Origin of the sequence: Pseudomonas sp. PDM14 (assembly GCF_014851905.1) — a bacterium.
Lineage (GTDB): Bacteria > Pseudomonadota > Gammaproteobacteria > Pseudomonadales > Pseudomonadaceae > Aquipseudomonas.
In genome coordinates this window covers 1,840,026-1,858,499 of sequence record NZ_JACVAQ010000001.1, presented here as the reverse complement: position 1 = coordinate 1,858,499, position 18,474 = coordinate 1,840,026, and the positions used below count along the sequence as shown (strand labels likewise).

At 64.7% G+C, this 18,474-nt stretch carries 15 protein-coding genes; 8 read left to right on the top strand and 7 right to left on the bottom strand.

The window, feature by feature from the left end:
- Window positions 1-153: 153 nt before the first annotated feature.
- Both IB229_RS08735 and elbB read right to left on the bottom strand, forming a co-directional pair.
- A complete protein-coding gene (locus IB229_RS08735; protein ID WP_192327046.1) occupies window positions 154-624 on the bottom strand; it encodes a thioesterase family protein in 471 nt (156 codons plus the stop codon).
- A gap of 143 nt (window positions 625-767) precedes the next feature.
- Entirely contained in the window at window positions 768-1,433 is a 666-nt protein-coding gene (gene elbB / locus IB229_RS08730) for an isoprenoid biosynthesis glyoxalase ElbB (RefSeq protein ID WP_192327043.1), read from the bottom strand.
- Between the two features lie 152 nt (window positions 1,434-1,585).
- Here elbB and IB229_RS08725 point away from each other — a divergent pair, with 152 nt between their 5' ends.
- From IB229_RS08725 to ppk1, 3 genes are all read left to right on the top strand, one after another.
- Window positions 1,586-2,824: a sterol desaturase family protein gene (locus IB229_RS08725; RefSeq protein ID WP_192327041.1), complete on the top strand. Its 1,239-nt coding sequence runs from the start codon at window positions 1,586-1,588 to the stop codon at window positions 2,822-2,824.
- Window positions 2,825-2,921: 97 nt separating this feature from the next.
- Window positions 2,922-3,935 (top strand): porphobilinogen synthase, encoded by a 1,014-nt coding sequence (hemB, locus tag IB229_RS08720; RefSeq protein WP_192327039.1) that lies wholly within the window; start codon window positions 2,922-2,924, stop codon window positions 3,933-3,935.
- Window positions 3,936-3,955: 20 nt separating this feature from the next.
- On the top strand, window positions 3,956-6,169 hold the full coding sequence (gene ppk1, locus IB229_RS08715; RefSeq protein ID WP_192327037.1) for a polyphosphate kinase 1: 2,214 nt from the start codon (window positions 3,956-3,958) through the stop codon (window positions 6,167-6,169).
- Between the two features lie 63 nt (window positions 6,170-6,232).
- Here the strand turns inward: ppk1 and ppx are convergent, their stop codons facing one another.
- Complete coding sequence (gene ppx, locus IB229_RS08710; RefSeq protein WP_192329342.1) at window positions 6,233-7,732, bottom strand: exopolyphosphatase; 1,500 nt, start codon at window positions 7,730-7,732, stop codon at window positions 6,233-6,235.
- Window positions 7,733-7,951: 219 nt separating this feature from the next.
- Between ppx and trxA the strand changes: the two genes are divergently transcribed.
- From trxA to IB229_RS08690, 4 genes are all read left to right on the top strand, one after another.
- The gene (gene trxA / locus IB229_RS08705) at window positions 7,952-8,278 is read left to right on the top strand and encodes a thioredoxin TrxA (RefSeq protein ID WP_192327035.1); all 327 of its coding nucleotides are present in this window, start codon (window positions 7,952-7,954) and stop codon (window positions 8,276-8,278) included.
- A 284-nt stretch (window positions 8,279-8,562) separates the two neighbouring features.
- Entirely contained in the window at window positions 8,563-9,822 is a 1,260-nt protein-coding gene (rho, locus tag IB229_RS08700; protein ID WP_192327033.1) for a transcription termination factor Rho, read from the top strand.
- A 122-nt stretch (window positions 9,823-9,944) separates the two neighbouring features.
- Window positions 9,945-11,411, top strand: coding sequence for a 4-hydroxy-3-polyprenylbenzoate decarboxylase (ubiD, locus tag IB229_RS08695; protein ID WP_192327031.1), 1,467 nt, complete (start codon window positions 9,945-9,947; stop codon window positions 11,409-11,411).
- Window positions 11,411-12,379, top strand: a complete 969-nt coding sequence (locus IB229_RS08690) for a CDP-6-deoxy-delta-3,4-glucoseen reductase (protein WP_192327029.1) — start codon at window positions 11,411-11,413, stop codon at window positions 12,377-12,379. Before ubiD ends, IB229_RS08690 begins: the two co-directional genes overlap by 1 nt.
- A 21-nt stretch (window positions 12,380-12,400) precedes the next feature.
- On the opposite strand, the gene IB229_RS08685 is transcribed toward IB229_RS08690, so the two are convergent.
- From IB229_RS08685 to IB229_RS08675, 3 genes are all read right to left on the bottom strand, one after another.
- Complete coding sequence (locus IB229_RS08685) at window positions 12,401-13,174, bottom strand: type IV pili methyl-accepting chemotaxis transducer N-terminal domain-containing protein (RefSeq protein WP_318652090.1); 774 nt, start codon at window positions 13,172-13,174, stop codon at window positions 12,401-12,403.
- 305 nt (window positions 13,175-13,479) lie between these two features.
- Window positions 13,480-14,889 (bottom strand): sodium:proton antiporter, encoded by a 1,410-nt coding sequence (locus tag IB229_RS08680; RefSeq protein WP_192327026.1) that lies wholly within the window; start codon window positions 14,887-14,889, stop codon window positions 13,480-13,482.
- Window positions 14,890-15,017: 128 nt separating this feature from the next.
- Entirely contained in the window at window positions 15,018-16,001 is a 984-nt protein-coding gene (locus IB229_RS08675; RefSeq protein WP_192327023.1) for an NADPH:quinone oxidoreductase family protein, read from the bottom strand.
- A gap of 157 nt (window positions 16,002-16,158) precedes the next feature.
- Between IB229_RS08675 and IB229_RS08670 the strand changes: the two genes are divergently transcribed.
- Window positions 16,159-16,575 carry a flagellar basal body-associated protein FliL gene (locus IB229_RS08670; RefSeq protein WP_192327020.1) on the top strand — a complete coding sequence of 139 codons (417 nt, stop codon included), beginning with the start codon at window positions 16,159-16,161 and terminating at the stop codon, window positions 16,573-16,575.
- Window positions 16,576-16,581: 6 nt separating this feature from the next.
- Here the strand turns inward: IB229_RS08670 and IB229_RS08665 are convergent, their stop codons facing one another.
- A complete protein-coding gene (locus tag IB229_RS08665) occupies window positions 16,582-18,432 on the bottom strand; it encodes a diguanylate cyclase (RefSeq protein WP_192327016.1) in 1,851 nt (616 codons plus the stop codon).
- Window positions 18,433-18,474 lie beyond the last annotated feature (42 nt).

Here is an 18,474-nt window from a genome sequence, read left to right as displayed (position 1 = left end):
GGTGCAGACGCTCTGCGTCTGTGAAGCGCAGAGCGCCCTTGGCATCGCTCTCACGCAGAGTCTGGAACCCATGCGGTGCCCTGTTGGGTAGCGGCGCTACGCACCTGAATCCAGCCTACGGTCGGGTTCGGTGGTACGACGCGCTGTCAGGGCTCAGCCGCACAGATAGGTGCCGGTGCCCACGGCGACCAGCGTGCCGTCGTCGCTGTGCAGTTCGGTGCGCACCACCGCGACCTTGTTGCCGGAGCGCAGCAGCACCGCCGTGGCATTGAACGACTGGCCGCGGCCGGGGCGTAGGTAGTCCACACGCAAATCGATGGTGCCGAGTTTGGACAGCCGGGCCATGCGCTCGCTGGTGGGCAGCTGCTGGTGGCGTTCGAAGGCGCCGATCAGCGCCATGGCGCCGCCGGCGACGTCCAGCAGCGAGGAAATCACCCCGCCATGCAGGATGCCCTGGACGAAGTTGCCGATCAGCTCGTCCTTCATCGGCAGACTCATGATTACCCGCTCTGTGGACAGCTCGTCGATGCGGATGCCGAGCACCTGATTGAACGGGATGCGGCGGAAGAAAGCGTCGACGGCGTCGCGCATTTCCGTGGTGAGTTCGAAGGGTGCTTGGGACATGCTGGGAATCCTGCGGCAGCGGGTTGCCCACGCTGACGCAGATCGCCCCTGCTGGCCAGGGGCGCGGCGGTTGCGGCGCGGGGATTGGCCGGATCAGCGTAGGCCGGGTGGCCGACGCGTGCCCGGTAGCGCCGCGGTGCAGGTTACTGCGGGTGGGTCAGTTCGAGTACGCGGTCGACCAGCTTGTTGATGCCCGACGCGGCTTCGGCGATGGACTGGGCAAGCATGTAGGCCGGGGTAGTGACCAGCTTGTGGGTCTTGTCCTCGACGATGTCTTCGACGGTGCACTCCTCGTGCACGCCGCCCATGCTTTCCAGTGCGGCGGCGGCCGGGTCTTCGGCGCTGCCCAGGGTGGCGATCACGCCGTTGCCGAAGATCTTGCTGGCCATCACCGGGGAAATGCACAGCAGCCCGATCGGCTTGCCGGCGCTGGCGAAGGCCTGGGCGGCGGCCAGTACATCCGGCTGCACGCTGCAGTCGGCGCCTTCACTGGCGAAGCTGGAGAGATTCTTCGCCACGCCGAAACCGCCCGGCACGATGAGGGCATCGAATTGCTCGGCTTTCAGCTCGCGCACGTCTTCGACATTGCCGCGGGCGATGCGCGCCGACTCGGTGAGGACGTTGCGACTTTCCGGCATTTCCTCGCCGGTCAGATGGTTGATCACATGGTGCTGCGCGATGTTCGGCGCGAAACACTGCACGTGTGCGCCGCGCTGGTCGAGGCGTAGCAGGGTGATCACGCTTTCCTGGATTTCCGCACCGTCGTAGACGCCGCAGCCGGAGAGAATGACGGCTACCTTTTTGCTCATGGCTTGCTCCTGATCGAAATACAACGGGTATGTCGCCAAATGCCGGCTGCGCTGGCATGCCCGGCTTACAGTGCCTCTGCGGCTCTGGCTTAGGATGGCTACCACTAGTAGCAATCCTAGCCCGCGATCCGCTGCAACGATATGGGTGCCCCGTGAATTACATCCTTTATGCCGTGCCGTTCTTCTTTCTGCTGATAAGCCTCGAGCTGCTCGCCGATCGCTGGCGCGGGCTGAGTACCTATCGCCTGTCCGACGCACTGAACAGCATGAGCACCGGCGTGCTGTCGACCACCACCGGCCTGCTGACCAATGTCGTCGGCCTGCTGATCTACACCCTGGCCTGGGAGCACTTGGGCATCGTCGAGATGTCAGCCAAGGATTGGTGGGTCTGGGTGGTCGCCTTCGTCTTCTACGACTTCTGCTACTACTGGCTGCATCGCATGGGCCACGAGCGCAACATTCTCTGGGCCGCGCATTCGGTGCATCACCAGAGCGAGGAGTACAACCTCACCACCGCATTGCGCCAAACCAGCACCGGCTTTCTGCTCAGCTGGGTGTTCTACTTGCCGATGGCGATCGCCGGGGTACCGCCGCTGGTGTTCCTCAGCGTCGGTGCGCTCAACCTGCTCTATCAGTTCTGGGTGCACACCAAGCACATTCCCAAACTCGGCTGGTTCGAGTGGATCTTCATCACCCCGTCGAACCACCGCGTTCATCATGCGCAGAACCCTATTTACATGGACCGCAACTACGGGGGCGTGTTCATCCTTTGGGACCGGCTGTTCGGCACCTTCCAGGAAGAGCTGGACGAGGAGCCGGTGATCTTCGGCGTGACCACGCCGCTGGCCAGCTGGAATCCGCTGTGGGCCAACCTGCAGTTCTACGCGGTGCTGTGGCAGGACGCGGCGCGCGCCGAATCCTGGTGGGACAAGCTGCGCATCTGGTTCATGCGCACCGGCTGGCGCCCGGCGGATGTCGAGGCGCGTTACCCGCGGAGCAAGCCGGACCTGTCGCGCTTCGTCAAATACGATGTGCCGCTGACACGCGGGCAGAAGGTCTACGCGGCGCTGCAGTTCGTCATCTACGTGGTGATCGGCAGCTACCTGCTGGCCAACGGTGCGCAACTGCCGCTGCTGACCCTGTTGCTGAGCTGCGCCTGGACCGCGCTCGGCCTCTACGCCATCGGCGCCTGGCTGGAGAATCGCACCTTCGTGCGCTGGCTGGAGGTGGTGCGCCTGCTGCTCAACCTGCCGCTGCTGTGGTTGGCCCAGCAACAGGAGCTGATCGGCGCGGGGCTGCTGCCCTGGGCAGTGCTGGCGGCCTACACGCTGATCAGTCTGGGGGCGATGAGCGCCCTGCAGCGGCAATGGGTCGCGCCCGTTCAGGCGTGATCGGGCCGGACGGCGGTGCCGGGATGTCATCAATTGGTCATAATGGAGGCTTATAACCCTCACACTGTGCCCGTGCCCGCGGGCTCCGGAGTCCGCCGTGAGCTTTACCCCAGCCAATCGCCTGTTCCCCGCCACCCGCCTGCGTCGCAACCGTCGCGATGATTTTTCCCGCCGCCTGGTGCGCGAAAACCAGCTGAGCGTCGATGACCTGATCCTGCCGGTGTTCGTTCTCGATGGCGAAAACCGCCGCGAAGCGATCCCCTCCATGCCGGGCGTGGAGCGTCTGTCCATCGACCTGCTGCTGCAGGAAGCCGAAGAATGGGTAGCGCTGGGCATTCCGGCATTGGCCCTGTTCCCGGTCACCCCGCTGGAGAAGAAATCCCTCGACGGCAGCGAAGCCTGGAACCCCGACGGCATTGCCCAGCGGGCGATTCGTGCCCTGCGCGAGCGCTTCCCGGAGCTGGGGGTGATCGCCGACGTGGCCCTCGACCCCTTTACCACCCATGGTCAGGACGGCATCCTCGACGAACACGGCTATGTGCAGAACGATGTCACCATCGACGCGCTGGTCAAGCAGGCGCTGTCGCATGCTGCTGCCGGTGCCCAGGTGGTCGCGCCGTCGGACATGATGGACGGGCGCATCCAGGCCATCCGTGAAGCGCTGGAGTTGGCCGATCACGTCAACGTGCGCATCATGGCCTACTCGGCCAAGTACGCCAGCGCCTACTATGGTCCGTTTCGCGATGCCGTGGGCTCGGCCGCCAACCTCGGCAAGGGCAGCAAGAACACTTACCAGATGGACCCGGCCAACGGTGACGAGGCGCTGCACGAAGTGGCGGCCGACCTCGCCGAAGGCGCCGACATGGTCATGGTCAAGCCGGGCATGCCGTACCTCGACATCGTCTGGCGGGTCAAACAGGAATTCCGCGTGCCGACCTTTGTCTATCAGGTCAGCGGCGAGTACGCCATGCACATGGCGGCGATACAGAATGGCTGGCTCAGCGAGGCGGTGATCCTCGAATCGCTGACCGCGTTCAAACGAGCAGGTGCCGATGGCATCCTGACCTACTTTGCCAAGCGTGCGGCAGAGCTGATAAGAGCGGGGCAGTAAGTCCCCCCTGGGAAGAGGCAATGAATACGGAAGGATTGAGCGAGAATGCAGGTGTGGACGATGAGCCCGTCATGGAGCCGGTTTTGACCGCCGTGGAGGTGGCCGAAGTGCTCCCGGTGGTGGAGCCCGAGCCGAGTGTGCCGACCCCGGTTGCGCCGGTGCCGAGCATCGATGACAGCAGCCTGTACATCCACCGCGAGCTGTCGCAGCTGAAGTTCAACATCCGCGTGCTGGAGCAGGCGCTGGATGAATCCTATCCGTTGCTCGAACGCCTGAAGTTCCTGCTGATCTTCTCCAGCAACCTCGACGAGTTCTTCGAGATCCGCGTCGCGGGCCTGAAGAAGCAGATCAACTTCGCCCGTGAACAGGCCGGCGCCGATGGCCTGTTGCCAAGCCAGGTGCTGGCGCGCATCTCGGAAATCGCCCACGAACAGGTCGATCGCCAGTATGCGTTGCTCAACGACGTGCTGTTCCCGGAGCTGGCCAAGCACCAGATCAACTTCATTCGCCGCCGCTATTGGACGGTGAAGCTGAAGACCTGGGTGCGCCGTTATTTCCGCGAGCAGATCGCGCCGATCATCACCCCGATCGGTCTCGACCCGACGCACCCGTTCCCGCTGCTGGTGAACAAGAGCCTGAACTTCATCGTCGAGCTGGAAGGCATCGACGCCTTCGGTCGCGACTCCGGCCTGGCGATCATCCCGGCGCCGCGCCTGCTGCCGCGGATCATCAAGGTGCCGGAGGAAATCGGCGGCGCGGGGGACAACTACGTGTTCCTCTCCTCGATGATTCACGCCCACGCCGATGACCTGTTCCAGGGCATGAAGGTCAAGGGCTGCTACCAGTTCCGCCTGACCCGTAACGCCGACCTGTCGGTGGATACCGAGGATGTCGAAGACCTGGCGCGCGCCCTGCGTGGCGAGCTGTTCAGCCGCCGCTACGGTGACGCGGTGCGCCTGGAAGTGGCCGACACCTGCCCGAAACACCTGTCGGACTACCTGCTCAAGCAGTTCAACCTGACGGACACCGAGTTGTACCGCGTCAACGGCCCGGTCAACCTGACCCGCCTGTTCTCCATCACCGGGCTGGAAAGCCACCCGGAGCTGCAGTACGCGCCGTTCACCCCGGTGATCCCCAAGCTGCTGCAGAACGCCGAGAACATCTTCAACGTGGTCGGCAAGCAGGACATCCTCCTGTTGCACCCCTTCGAGTCGTTCACTCCGGTGGTCGATCTGCTGCGCCAGGCGGCGAAAGACCCGCATGTACTGGCGATCAAGCAGACCCTGTACCGCTCCGGCGCCAACTCGGAAATCGTCGACGCGCTGGTCGAGGCGGCCCGCAGCGGCAAGGAGGTTACCGCGGTGATCGAGCTGCGCGCCCGCTTCGACGAAGAGTCCAACCTGGCGCTGGCCAGCCGTCTGCAGGCCGCCGGCGCAGTGGTGATCTACGGCGTGGTCGGTTTCAAGACCCACGCCAAGATGATGCTGATCCTGCGGCGTGAGGGCGGGGAGCTGCGTCGCTACGCGCACCTCGGCACGGGCAACTACCACGCCGGCAACGCCAAGCTGTACACCGACTACAGCCTGCTCACCGCCGACGTGATTCTCGGTGAGGACGTGTCCAAGCTGTTCAACCAGCTGATCGGCATGGGCAAGACCCTGCGCATGAAGAAGTTGCTGCATGCGCCGTTTACCCTGAAGAAGACGCTGCTCGACATGATCGCCTTCGAGACCCAGCAGGCCAGTGAAGGCAAGCCGGCGCACATCATGGCCAAGTTCAACTCGCTGACCGATCCGAAGATCATCCGCGCGCTGTACAAGGCCAGCCAGACTGGTGTGAAGATCGATCTGGTGGTGCGTGGCATGTGCTGCCTGCGCCCGGGCGTTCCGGGGGTGTCGCACAACATTCAGGTGCGCTCGATCATCGGCCGCTTCCTCGAGCACACGCGGGTGTTCTACTTCCTCAACGGCGGCGAGGAGAAGATCTACCTGTCCAGCGCCGACTGGATGGAGCGCAACCTCGACAAGCGTGTGGAGACCTGTTTCCCGGTGGAAGGCAAGAAGCTCATCCTGCGGGTGAAGAAGGAGCTGGAGTCGTACCTCACCGACAACACCCAGGCCTGGGTGCTGCAGCTGGACGGTCGCTACCAGCGCACCAGCCCAAGCGGCAACGCCCACCCGCGTAGCGCGCAGGCCGCGCTGCTGGAGAAGCTGACCGCGCCGCAGGTGCGCTGACGGCGAGTGTTCCAGCCATGAAAAAGCCCCGCATTGCGGGGCTTTTTCATGGCTGCCGGCGGCTCAGCGCGCGGTCAGGCTGAAGCCGATGCGCGTCAGCCACTCGGCTTCCTGGTCGAAGTCGGCCTGGGTCAGCGGGTTGGCTTCCAGCCAGCCATCGGGGAACGTCAGGTCAAGGCTGTTCGGCCCGGCCTGCAGCTGCACGCGCGGCATTTCCTGGGTACCACGGATGTGGTGCACGAGGATCGCGAAGCGCAGCAGGATGCACAGGCGCAGCAGCTTGACGCCTTCCTCGCCGAACTCGGCGAAGCGGTCACGGGGGATGTTGCGACGATGGCCGCGCACCAGCAGGGCGAGCATCAGCTGATCCTGGCGCGAGAAACCGGCGAGGTCGGAGTGCTCGATCAGGTAGGCGCCGTGCTTGTGGTAGTGGTAGTGGGCGATGTCCAGACCAATCTCGTGCACGCGCGCGGCCCATTGCAGCAGGTCGCGGTGCGATTCCTCTTCCAGGCCCCAGGCCGCCGCCACCTTCTCCAGCGCCTGCAGGGCCTTGGTTTCGACCCGCGTGGCCTGCTGCTGGTCGACGTGGTAGCGCTCCATCAGCGAGCCGAGGGTGCGCTCACGCACGTCTTCGTGCTGGTGGCGGCCGAGCAGGTCGTAGAGCACGCCTTCGCGCAGGGCACCTTCGGAATGGGTCATGCGCTGCAGGTCGAGGGCGTCGAAAATGGCTTCAGCGATGGCCAGGCCGGCGGGAAAGATCTGCCGGCGATCGGGCTTGATGCCTTCGATATCGAGCTTCTCGGCGTCACCGAGCTTGAATACCTTGCGCTTGACCCAGGCCAGGCCCTCGACGTTGATCTCGCCGTTGCCCAGGCCGCCGGCCTTGATCGCCAGGCCGATGGCGCGGATGGTGCCTGAGGCGCCCACCGCTTCCTGCCAGCCCAGGCGCTGCAGGCCCTGTTCGATGCTCATCAGCTCCAGGCGCGCTGCGGTGTAGGCCTGGGCGTAGCGCGCCGGGGTGATCTTGCCGTCGCGGAAGTAGCGCTGGGTGTAGCTGACGCAGCCCATCTGCAGGCTTTCGCGCAGCAGCGGCTCGAATTGCTGGCCGACGATGAATTCGGTACTGCCGCCGCCGATGTCGGCGACCAGGCGCTTGCCGGGTGTGTTGGCGATGGTGTGCGAGACACCGAGGTAGATCAGGCGGGCTTCTTCACGGCCGGAGATGACTTCCACCGGGTGGCCGAGCACGGCTTCGGCGCGGCGGATGAACTCGCCGCGGTTGCGCGCTTCGCGCAGGGCGTTGGTGCCGACGATGCGCACTGCGCCGTGGGGCAGGCCCTGGATCAGCTGGCCGAAGCGGCTCAGGCAGTCGAGGCCGCGCTGCATGGCTTCTTCGCTGAGCATGCGCTGTTCGTCGATGCCGGCGGCCAGCTGCACCTTTTCCCCTTGCCGCTCGAGAATGCGGATCTCATTGTGGTCGGCCTTGGCCAGCACCATGTGGAAGCTGTTCGAGCCAAGGTCGATGGCGGCGATGAGGGGAAACTGCTTGGCGGCATTCGGCATGGTCAAGGGGTCTCGAAACAGAACGGAAAGCATGCTGCCGCTTCAGGCAGTCGGTCCAATGCATCGCATGTTAACCTCCCCATGCGTTCCTGCCGTATTCTTTCATCAGCTTTCCTTCGATTGGCGATAGCCAAGCTTAATGGCCCGGCGACTTTCAGCGGCGGGAAAGCCGGGCTATGATGGCCGCCACTTTTTTGCTTCCGACCACGGAGACTATCCATGAGCGATTTCATCACCAACGTCAGCGATGCCAGCTTCGAAGACGACGTGATCAAGGCCGAAGGTCCGGTCCTGGTCGACTACTGGGCCGAATGGTGTGGTCCGTGCAAGATGATTGCCCCGGTGCTCGACGAGATCGCCCAGACCTATCAGGGCAAACTGAAGGTCTGCAAGCTGAACATCGACGAGAACCAGGAAACCCCGCCGAAGTACGGCGTACGTGGTATCCCGACGCTGATGCTGTTCAAGAACGGCAACGTCGAGGCGACCAAGGTCGGTGCACTGTCCAAGTCGCAGCTGGCCGCGTTCCTGGACGCCAACATCTGACGTCTTAGCGCTCGGCCAATGTGCCGAACGCCGCGCCGTCCGGCCTGTTGTAGAAGCCCCGCACAATGCGGGGCTTTTTGCTGGGCGCAGGGTAGACTCCCCGCAAAGCCGATGTTACATTCGGACCCGTAGCGGTTCCTCCGCTGCCTCCCAAGCCGTCGCCGACGCATTCCTCCGATAATACCGAGCGATCCAGTCGCCTTCCCTGCGGCGCGGCCCAGCAAAGCCAAGTGCTTTCATTGCCTAGTGCTTTCATTCCCTCCTCTATACGTATCGTCATTCCTATGAATCTGACCGAACTCAAGCAAAAGCCGATTGCCGAACTGCTCGACATGGCCGAACAGATGGGCCTGGAAAACATGGCCCGTTCGCGCAAGCAGGATGTCATCTTCGCCCTGCTGAAAAAGCACGCGAAAAGCGGCGAAGAAATTTCCGGCGACGGCGTGCTGGAGATCCTCCAGGACGGCTTCGGCTTCCTCCGTGGCGCTGATTCCTCCTACCTGGCCGGCCCGGACGACATCTACGTCTCGCCCAGCCAGATCCGCCGCTTCAACCTGCGTACCGGCGACACCATCATCGGCAAGATCCGCCCGCCGAAAGAAGGCGAGCGTTACTTCGCCCTGCTCAAGGTCGACTCGATCAACTTCGATCGCCCGGAAAACGCCAAGAACAAGATTCTGTTCGAGAACCTCACGCCGCTGTTCCCCAACGAGCGTCTGAAGATGGAAGCCGGCAACGGTTCCAAGGAAGACCTCACCGCGCGCGTGATCGATCTCTGCGCCCCGATCGGCAAGGGCCAGCGCGGCCTGATCGTCGCCCAGCCGAAGGCCGGTAAAACGATCATGCTGCAGAACATCGCGGCCAACATCACCCGCAACAACCCCGAGTGCCACCTGATCGTTCTGCTGATCGACGAGCGCCCGGAAGAAGTGACCGAGATGCAGCGCACCGTGCGCGGCGAAGTGGTCGCGTCCACGTTCGACGAGCCGCCGACCCGCCACGTGCAGGTTGCCGAGATGGTGATCGAGAAGGCCAAGCGCCTGGTCGAGCACAAGAAGGACGTGGTCATCCTGCTCGATTCCATCACCCGTCTGGCACGCGCCTACAACACCGTGATCCCGAGCTCCGGCAAGGTCCTCACCGGTGGTGTCGACGCCCACGCCCTGGAGAAGCCGAAACGCTTCTTCGGCGCCGCGCGTAACATCGAGGAAGGCGGTTCGCTGACCATCATCGCCACCGCGCTGGTCGAAACCGGCTCGAAGATGGACGAAGTGATCTACGAAGAATTCAAGGGTACCGGCAACCTGGAGTTGATCCTCGACCGCCGCATCTCCGAGAAGCGCGTATTCCCGGCCATCAACATCAACAAATCCGGCACTCGCCGTGAGGAGTTGCTGACTGGTGAGGAAGAACTGTCGCGCATGTGGATCCTGCGCAAACTGCTGCATCCGATGGACGAAATCGCCGCCATCGAGTTCCTCCTCGACAAGCTGAAAGACAGCAAGACCAACGATGAATTCTTCCTTTCCATGAAGCGGAAGTAACGTCAGCGTTGCCACAAAGGCCGGGGAAACCCGGCCTTTGCGTTTCCGTGGTCTTCTGAATAGCCGACTTCGGCGCTAAACTTTGCGCCCCACCTGCACGCCCCACCACATGAGGCTCACGCATGCAGTATCGCGACCTGCGCGACTTTATTCAGGGCCTGGAACAGCGCGGTGAACTCAAGCGCATCCAGACCCCGGTGTCTCCCGTCCTGGAGATGACCGAGATCTGCGACCGCACCTTGCGCAAGGGTGGCCCGGCGCTGCTGTTCGAGAATCCCACGGGTTTCGACATGCCGGTACTCGGCAACCTGTTCGGCACGCCCAAGCGCGTTGCCCTGGGCATGGGTGCCGAGGAAGTCAGCGAGCTGCGCGAAATCGGCAAGCTGCTGGCGTTCCTCAAGGAACCCGAGCCGCCGAAAGGCCTGAAGGATGCATGGTCCAAGCTGCCGATCTTCAAGAAGGTCCTGAGCATGGCGCCCAAGGTGCTCAAGGATGCGCCGTGCCAGGAAGTGATCGAAGAGGGCGACGACGTCGACCTGGGCAAGCTGCCGGTGCAGACCTGCTGGCCGGGCGACGTCGGCCCGCTGATCACCTGGGGCCTGACCATCACCAAGGGCCCGAACAAGGATCGGCAGAACCTCGGCATCTACCGCCAGCAGGTCATCGGTCGCAACAAGGTAATCATGCGCTGGCTCAGCCACCGTGGCGGCGCTCTGGATTTCCGCGAGTGGTGCGAGAAATTTCCCGGCAAGCCTTACCCGGTGGCCGTGGCCCTGGGTGCGGACCCGGCGACCATTCTCGGCGCGGTCACTCCGGTGCCGGACAGCCTCTCCGAATACGCCTTCGCCGGCCTGCTGCGCGGCAACAAGACCGAGCTGGTCAAGGCGCGTGGCAGTGACCTGCAGGTGCCGGCCAGCGCCGAGATCGTCCTCGAAGGGGTGATCCATCCCGGTGAGATGGCCGACGAAGGCCCGTATGGCGACCACACCGGTTACTACAACGAGGTCGACCGCTTCCCGGTGTTCACCGTCGAGCGCATTACCCGCCGGCAGAAGCCGATCTACCACAGCACCTACACCGGCCGTCCGCCGGATGAGCCGGCGATTCTCGGTGTGGCGCTGAACGAGGTGTTCGTGCCGATCCTGCAGAAGCAGTTCCCCGAGATCACCGACTTCTACCTGCCGCCGGAAGGCTGCTCATACCGCATGGCGGTGGTGACCATGAAGAAGCAGTACCCCGGCCACGCCAAGCGGGTGATGCTCGGCGTGTGGAGCTTCCTGCGCCAGTTCATGTACACCAAGTTCGTCATCGTCACCGACGACGACGTCAACGCGCGTGACTGGAACGACGTGATCTGGGCCATCACCACGCGCATGGACCCCAAGCGCGACACGGTGCTGATCGACAACACGCCGATCGACTACCTCGACTTCGCCTCGCCGGTGTCCGGCCTGGGCTCGAAGATGGGCCTCGACGCCACCCACAAGTGGCCGGGCGAGACCAGTCGCGAGTGGGGCCGGGTGATCGAGAAGGATCCGGCCGTGACGGCGCGGGTCGACGCGCTGTGGAGCGAGCTCGGGATCGATTGATGAAAGTCACCCTGCAACCCTCCGGTGCGGTGCTCGAGGTCGAGGCCGGCGAGCGCATTCTCGATGCGGCGCGGCGCCTTGGCTACGAGTGCCCGCAGAGCTGCCGCAACGGCAACTGCCACATCTGTAGCGCGCTGCTGGTGGAGGGCCGCGTGCGGCAGAACGGCGAGGAGCGCGACCACGGCGAGCTGTACACCTGCCTCGCCGAGCCGCTGGAAGATTGCGTGCTGCACTGGGATGGCGTGCTCGCGCCCGGCGAGTTGCCGGTGCGCAGCCTGACCTGCCAGCTGATCGAGTGCACCGAGGTTGGTGGCGACGTGTTCCGCGTGCGCCTGCGTGCGCCGGCGGGCAAGGTGCCGCGCTACCACGCCGGGCAGTACCTGCTGATCCAGCGCGAGGATGGCGAGCTATCGGCTTTCTCCCTGGCCTCGGCCCCGCACATGGGTCGCGAACTGGAGCTGCACGTGCTGGCGCGCGAGGAGAGTGCCAGCTCGCTGCTGGCGTTCCTGCAACGCCAGGGCTTCGCCAAGGTGCAGCTGCCGTTCGGCGATACCCACCTGGCCGAGCTGCCGGACGGCCCGCTGGTGCTGATCGCCGCCGGGACCGGCATGGCGCAGATGCACAGCCTGATCGAGCATTCGCGCGCCGCCGGTTTCGCCCACCCGGTGCACCTGTACTGGGGCGTGCGCACGCCGGACGACTTCTACGACCTGCCGCACTGGGCCGACTGGCAACAGCAGCCGGGCTTGTTCCTGCACCGGGTAGTCAGCGACCTGTGCGACTGGCAAGAGCGCTGCGGCCTGCTGCACGAGGCGGTGTGCGAAGACTTCGCCGACCTCAAGCCGCTGCACGTGTATGCCAGTGGCTCGCCGGCGATGATCTACGGCACCCTTGACGCGCTGGTCGACGCCGGTATGGACGCGCACCAGATGCGCGCCGACGTGTTCGCCTACGCGCCGCGCCCCTGAGGCACGACGCGTAGCCGGGGGTCAGCCCTGCAGACCCGCGTACAGGCGGGTCAGCTCGTTCATGTGGCGGAACAGCGAGTCGGTGCTGACGGTGATCGAAGTGGGCACGAAGGCGTTGGACGCGTGCAGGTCGATACCCTTGAGGGTGAATGCCCAGTTGGCCCGCACGCGGCGCAGCGAGGTGGCGATCTGCTCGTTCGGCGCCGGGCTGGCTTCCAGCTCCTTGAGGATGCCGTCGAAATCGGCCACCGCGGTGTCCAGCTTGCTGTCCAGGTCGGGCGCCTGCACCTGCCAAGTCTTGGCCATGTAGAGCATGGCGATGCGCTGGCTCTGCACGCGCGCCCAGCCACTGCGGTTGACCACCTTGCCCATGCTTCCCGCCTGTGCGGCCATGAGGTCGGTCAGGGCCTGGGATTCCTGCAGCAGGCGTTCGCTATTGGCCAGCATCGCCGCCGCCTGGATCTGCTCCGGCTGGGCAGTCACCTGCTGCTTGAACGGGGTCCAGATCTGCCCGATCTCTCCCAGCTTGGCTTTCATTTCGGGTGTCGTGGCGTTGTCGCTGAGCGCCTTGTAGGCGGTATCGAATTGCGTCACCGACTCCTGCAGTTGACGAGTCGCGGCTTCGACGCGCACGTCGGCGCCGATCATCAGGTAGTTCTTGGTCATGCGCTGGACCAGCGAGCGCTGCAGGCCGGTCATGTTCATGGCTTCGCCGACGGTCAGTTGCGCGGCGGCGGGTGCGCTGATCAGCAGCGTGGCCAGGATGAGCAGGGCAGACAAGGATTTCTTCAACACTTCGAACCTCCAGTTCTCGGACAAATAGATGATGCCGCCGGCGCCAGAATTGGCGCAGCGTGCCCCGGAGTGCGTGAATTGTTTTTTGAATGGGCGGGGGCGGTAGCGACGGGCGGGCGGCTTGGGACTGCCCGGTCACCACGGAAGGGCGCGGATTCTAGCGGCTAAATGCCCGCAGCGGTGCAGGCTTTTTGCTAGTGTGCCGGCAGCTCGAAAAATTGAGCGATCGGTCACGTATTTTTGGCCGAGTGGCTGCGCAGGGCGCCAGCTAGGCACCCCGCGCGCATTTCCGCCAAAGCCTGGCGTCACAGGAGGATCAGGTTGAGCACCACCAGCAGCGGCAACAGCAGGGCGCAGGACCAGAGCATGTAGCCGAAGAAGCTCGGCATCTTCACGCCCTGCTGCTCGGCGATGGCCTTGACCATGAAGTTCGGCGCGTTGCCGATGTAAGTCATCGCGCCCATGAACACCGACCCCATGGAGATCGCCAGCAGGGTCTGCGGCAGGCGCTCCATCAGCACCTGCGCGTCGCCGGCGGCGAGGTTGAAGAACAGCAGGTAGGTCGGCGCGTTGTCGAGGAAGCTCGAAAGCGTGCCGCTCATCCAGAAATACATGCTGTCGATGGGCGCGCCGGTCGGCCCGGTGACGCTGGCGACCAGCGCCGCCAGGGCGCCGCTTTCGCCGGCGCGGAGGATGGCGATCACCGGAGCGATGGTCAGGAAGATGCCGGCGAACAGCTTCGCCACCTCGACGATCGGCGCCCAGCTGAACGCATTGCCGCTGCGTACCGCGCGCGGGGTGATCCACAGCGAGAGCAGCGCCAGGCCGACCAGCGCCAGGTCGCGCAGCAGGTTCTGCAGTTCCACCCGCGTGCCCAGCACATCAAGGCCGATGCCTGGTTTCCACAGGCCGGACATGAGCACGGCGAGCACCACGCCGGCGAGCAGCAGGAAGTTCGGCGTGCCGAGCAGGCGCAGCGGCCGGTCGGGGGTTGGGTCGACGCTGCTCAGTTCGTCCTCGCGGCTGAACAGGTAGCGGTCGAGCAGGTAGAACAGGCCGAGCAGCGCCAGCGCCAGCATTACTACCGGCAACGCCATGTGCTGCAGGGTCCAGAAGAAATCCACGCCCTTGAGGAAGCCGAGGAACAGCGGTGGGTCGCCCAGCGGTGTCAGCCCGCCGCCGACGTTGGCCACCAGGAAGATGAAAAACACCACCACATGGACGTTGTGCTTGCGGTTGTCGTTGGCGCGCAGCAACGGGCGGATCAGCAGCATCGCCGCGCCAGTCGTGCCCATTACCGAGGCGAGCGCCGTGCCGAGGGCGAGCAGGCCAGTGTTCAACCCCGGCGAGCCATGCAGGTTGCCTTCCAGCAGGATGCCGCCGGAGATGGTGAACAGGGCGAACAGCAGAATGATGAACGGCAGGTACTCGCCGAACAGTACGTGCACGCCCAGGCCGAGGCTCGGCTGCCAGCCGAAGGTGAACAGGAACGGTACGAGGAACAGCAGGGTCCAGCCGGCAGTGATCTTGCCGAAGTGATGGTGCCAGAGCGCGCTGGCCAGGATCGGCAGTATGGCGATGCTGAGCAGAATGCCGGCGAAGGGCAGGGCCCAAAGCAGGCTCATGCTGGCGCCGTCGACTTCGGCCGCCGCGGCGACGCCGGGCAGGCAGAGTAGGATGAGGAAACAGAGCAGGTGGCGCGGCGTAAGAAGCATCGATGAAGACCGGTGGCTGATCGGAACGTCGCGCATTGTTCCATGAACCGCGTGTGGTTGCAGGTCGTCGCCGGGCGCCGAAACGAAAAAGCCCCGCGGAAGCGGGGCCTGGGATCGGTCGCTCGGGATCAGCTGCGAACTTGCACGATCACCTTGCCGACCGCTTTGCGTTGACCAAGGGCGTTGATCGCCTCGGCGGCGTTCTCCAGCGGGAACACCTGCGACACCAGCGGCTTGAGCTTGCCTTCGGCGTACCAAGCGAACAGTTGCTGGAAGTTGGCCAGGTTGTCCTGCGGCTGGCGCTGGGCGAAGGCGCCCCAGAACACGCCGACCAGCGAGGCGCCCTTGAGCAGCGGCAGGTTGGCCGGCAGCGCCGGGATGCTGCCGCCAGCGGCGAAGCCGACTACCAGCATGCGGCCGTTCCAGGCGATGGAGCGGAAAGCCTCCTCGAACAGGTCGCCACCGACCGGGTCGTAGATCACGTCGACGCCCTGGCCGCCGGTGAGGCGTTTGATTTCTTCCTTGAGGCTGCTTTCGCTGTAGTTGATCAGCTCGTCGGCACCAGCGGCCTTGGCCACTGCCAGCTTCTCGGCGGTGCTGGCGGCGGCGATCACCTTGGCGCCCATTGCCTTGGCGATTTCCACCGCGGCCAGGCCGACGCCACCGGAGGCGCCAAGCACCAGCAGGGTTTCACCCGGCTGCAGATTGGCGCGCTGCTTGAGGGCGTGCATCGAGGTGCCGTAGGTCATGCTGAAGGCGGCAGCGGAGTTGAAGTCGATGCCCTTGGGGATCGGCATCACGTTGTAGCTGGGCACGGCCACCTGCTCGGCGAAGCTGCCCCAGCCGGTCAGCGCCATCACCCGGTCGCCAGGGCGTACATGGGTGACCTTCTCGCCCACCGCCGCCACCACGCCGGCCGCTTCGCCGCCCGGGGAGAAGGGGAAGGGCGGCTTGAACTGGTACTTGCCTTCGATGATCAGGGTATCGGGGAAGTTGACCCCGGCGGCGTGCACGTCGATGAGGATTTCGTTCTTCTTCGGCTCGGGGCTGGCCACGTCTTCCAGCACCAGGGTTTCGGCAGGGCCGAAGGCTTTGCACAGAACAGCTTTCATCACGAGTTCCTCCGCAGGGTAGTGGCCCAGCAGTGTAGGTGGCGGGTCCGCTCGGTCAATCAGCATGGCCCTGCCTGATGCCCTTACATTCGTCGGGCTTGGGCGCAGCCTCGGCAATGGCTATGCTAGCGGCATACTCCACCGAGGACGCCTTTTCGTGAAAACCTGGATCGCTCTGCTACTGGCGCTGTGCTTGCCGTTCGCTGCCCTGGCCAACGAGGAAGAAAAGAAGGAAGGCGAGGAAGGCGCTGCGCCGAAGGTGGCGTACTACAACCTGGTGCCGGCGCTGGTCGGCAACTTCGGACCGGGGCCGAAACTGAAGTTCTTCAAGGCCGATATCGCCCTGCGCGTGACCGGCACCGAAGCCGAGGAGGCGGTCGAGTACCACGAGCCGCTGATCCGCAATCAGCTGGTGATGCTGTTTTCGCAGCAGACCGAAGAGAGCGTCGGCAGCCAGGAGGCCAAGGAGGCGCTGCGCCAGGAAGCGCTAAAGCAGGTGCAGGCCGCGCTGAATCAGGAGACGGGCAAGCCCATCGTCGAAGACCTGCTGTTCAATAACCTGATCATCCAGTAACACCTTTCACGGCGCGGTGTTCGCCGCGCCGTCCCACACGCAGGTGCGATTGCGCCCGGCGTGCTTGGCCCGGTACAGCGCCTTGTCGCTGTGAGCGATCAGATCGCCGGGCTGCTCGTCACTCGCCGGTTCGGCCACCGCCAGGCCGATGCTCAGCGTCAGGTGCTGCAACGGGCTCTGCGGATGCTCGATGGCCAGTGCGGCGATGCGCTCATGCACCTGCGCGGCGACATGCTCGCCGCCTTCCAAGCCGGTATTGGCGAGAATGATGGCGAACTCCTCGCCGCCATAGCGGCAGGCCACATCGCCCTCCCGTTGCAGGCAGTCCTGCAACACCGCCGCGACCTTGCGCAGGGCGTCGTCGCCGGCGAGGTGGCCGAGGGCGTCGTTGTAGGCTTTGAAGTGATCGATATCCAGCATCAGCAGGGTGATCGGCGCGCTGATACGCCGCAAGCGCCGCCATTCGCCCTGCAGCTGCTGGTCGAAGAAGCGCCGGTTGTACAGGCCGGTAAGGCCATCGAGTTGCGACAGGCGCTGCAGGCGCGCCTCCAGCTGCAGGCGTTCACTGTTGTCGCGTGAAACGCCGATCAGGTATTCGCGGCCGTTGCGCTGCACCAGCTGGGTGTTGATCTCGGCCGGCTGCGCGGTGCCGTCGCGGCGGCGCATCTGCCGCTGGAAGATCCGCGAGCTGCCCTCGCGCTGGGCCGTGCGCACCTGTTCCAGCCATTCGCCGTAACCGGGCAGCAGGCGCTCGGGGTGCTCGCGCAGCAGGTCGGCGAACTGCGCCGCACGGTAGCCGAGCCCGGCGTGGGTGGCGCGGTTCATGTGCAGCAGCTCGCGGCTCTCGGTGTCGAGAATGAACAGGCTGTCGTGGCTGGAGTCGGTCAGGTCGATGACCAGTTGCAGCTGCTCACGGCTCTCGCGCAGGTGCTGCTCGACCACTTCGCGCTGACGCGCTTCCTCGCGTTGCAGGCGATTGGCGCGCTGCAGCGCACTGGCGCGCCGGGTGTTCTCCAGGGCAAGGAACAGGGCCGCGACCAGCAGCAGGCTGATCGCCAGGCTGGCGGCGAGAACCACCTGGGGTAGCGGTGAGTTGAGCTGGCGCAGCAGGCTGTGGGTCGGGCTCAGCTGCAGGCGGAAGTTGTGGTTGTTGAACAGTTGCAGCGGCAGCAGCTGGGCCAGCTCCGGCACGGCGTCGGCCTGGTCGCGGCTGTAGATGACACTGTCGTTCTGCAGCAGGCGGATGGAGAACTCGCCATTGGTACGGTTGCGCAGCAGTTCGTCCATCAGCGGTTCGACGCGGAATACGCCTTGCAGGAAGCCGTCGAACACCGTCTTGCCCTGATTGTCCTGAATGAACAGCGGGGTGTAGAGGACGAAGCCGCGACCGCCCTGGACCAGTTCGAAACTATTGGAGAAGCGCTGCTCGCCACTGCGCCGCGCCTGCATTGCCAGCTCGAAGTTGGGATGCTGGGGCAGCAGGCGGAAATTCACCGCCGCCTCGTTGCCTTTCAGCGGCACCAGCCAGCGCATCTGCAGGTCGGCACCGACCCACTGGATCGACTGGTAGCCGGCGAATCCGCGCAGGGCCTGGCGGGCTTCTTCTTCCCAGCTTTCGCGCGGCAGGCGCCCCAGTTTGTTCCACAGGCGGGCGATGCGACCGAGGCTCTCGGCTTCCAGGTGCAGGTTGCTTTCCAGGCGATGGGCGAAAGCTTGTGTCTGGTAGTCGAGGCGCTCGCTCAGGCGCTTGCTCTGGTCGTTTTCCAGCTGACGCCAGAGCAGGATGCTGGCGCTGCACAGCGCCAGGAGCAGAGCGGCCAGCGCCACACGTGCCAGCCAGGCGGTACGTTCTCGCATGGACGCACTCCGAAGGGCTCACTCGGTGATAGCACTGTGCCT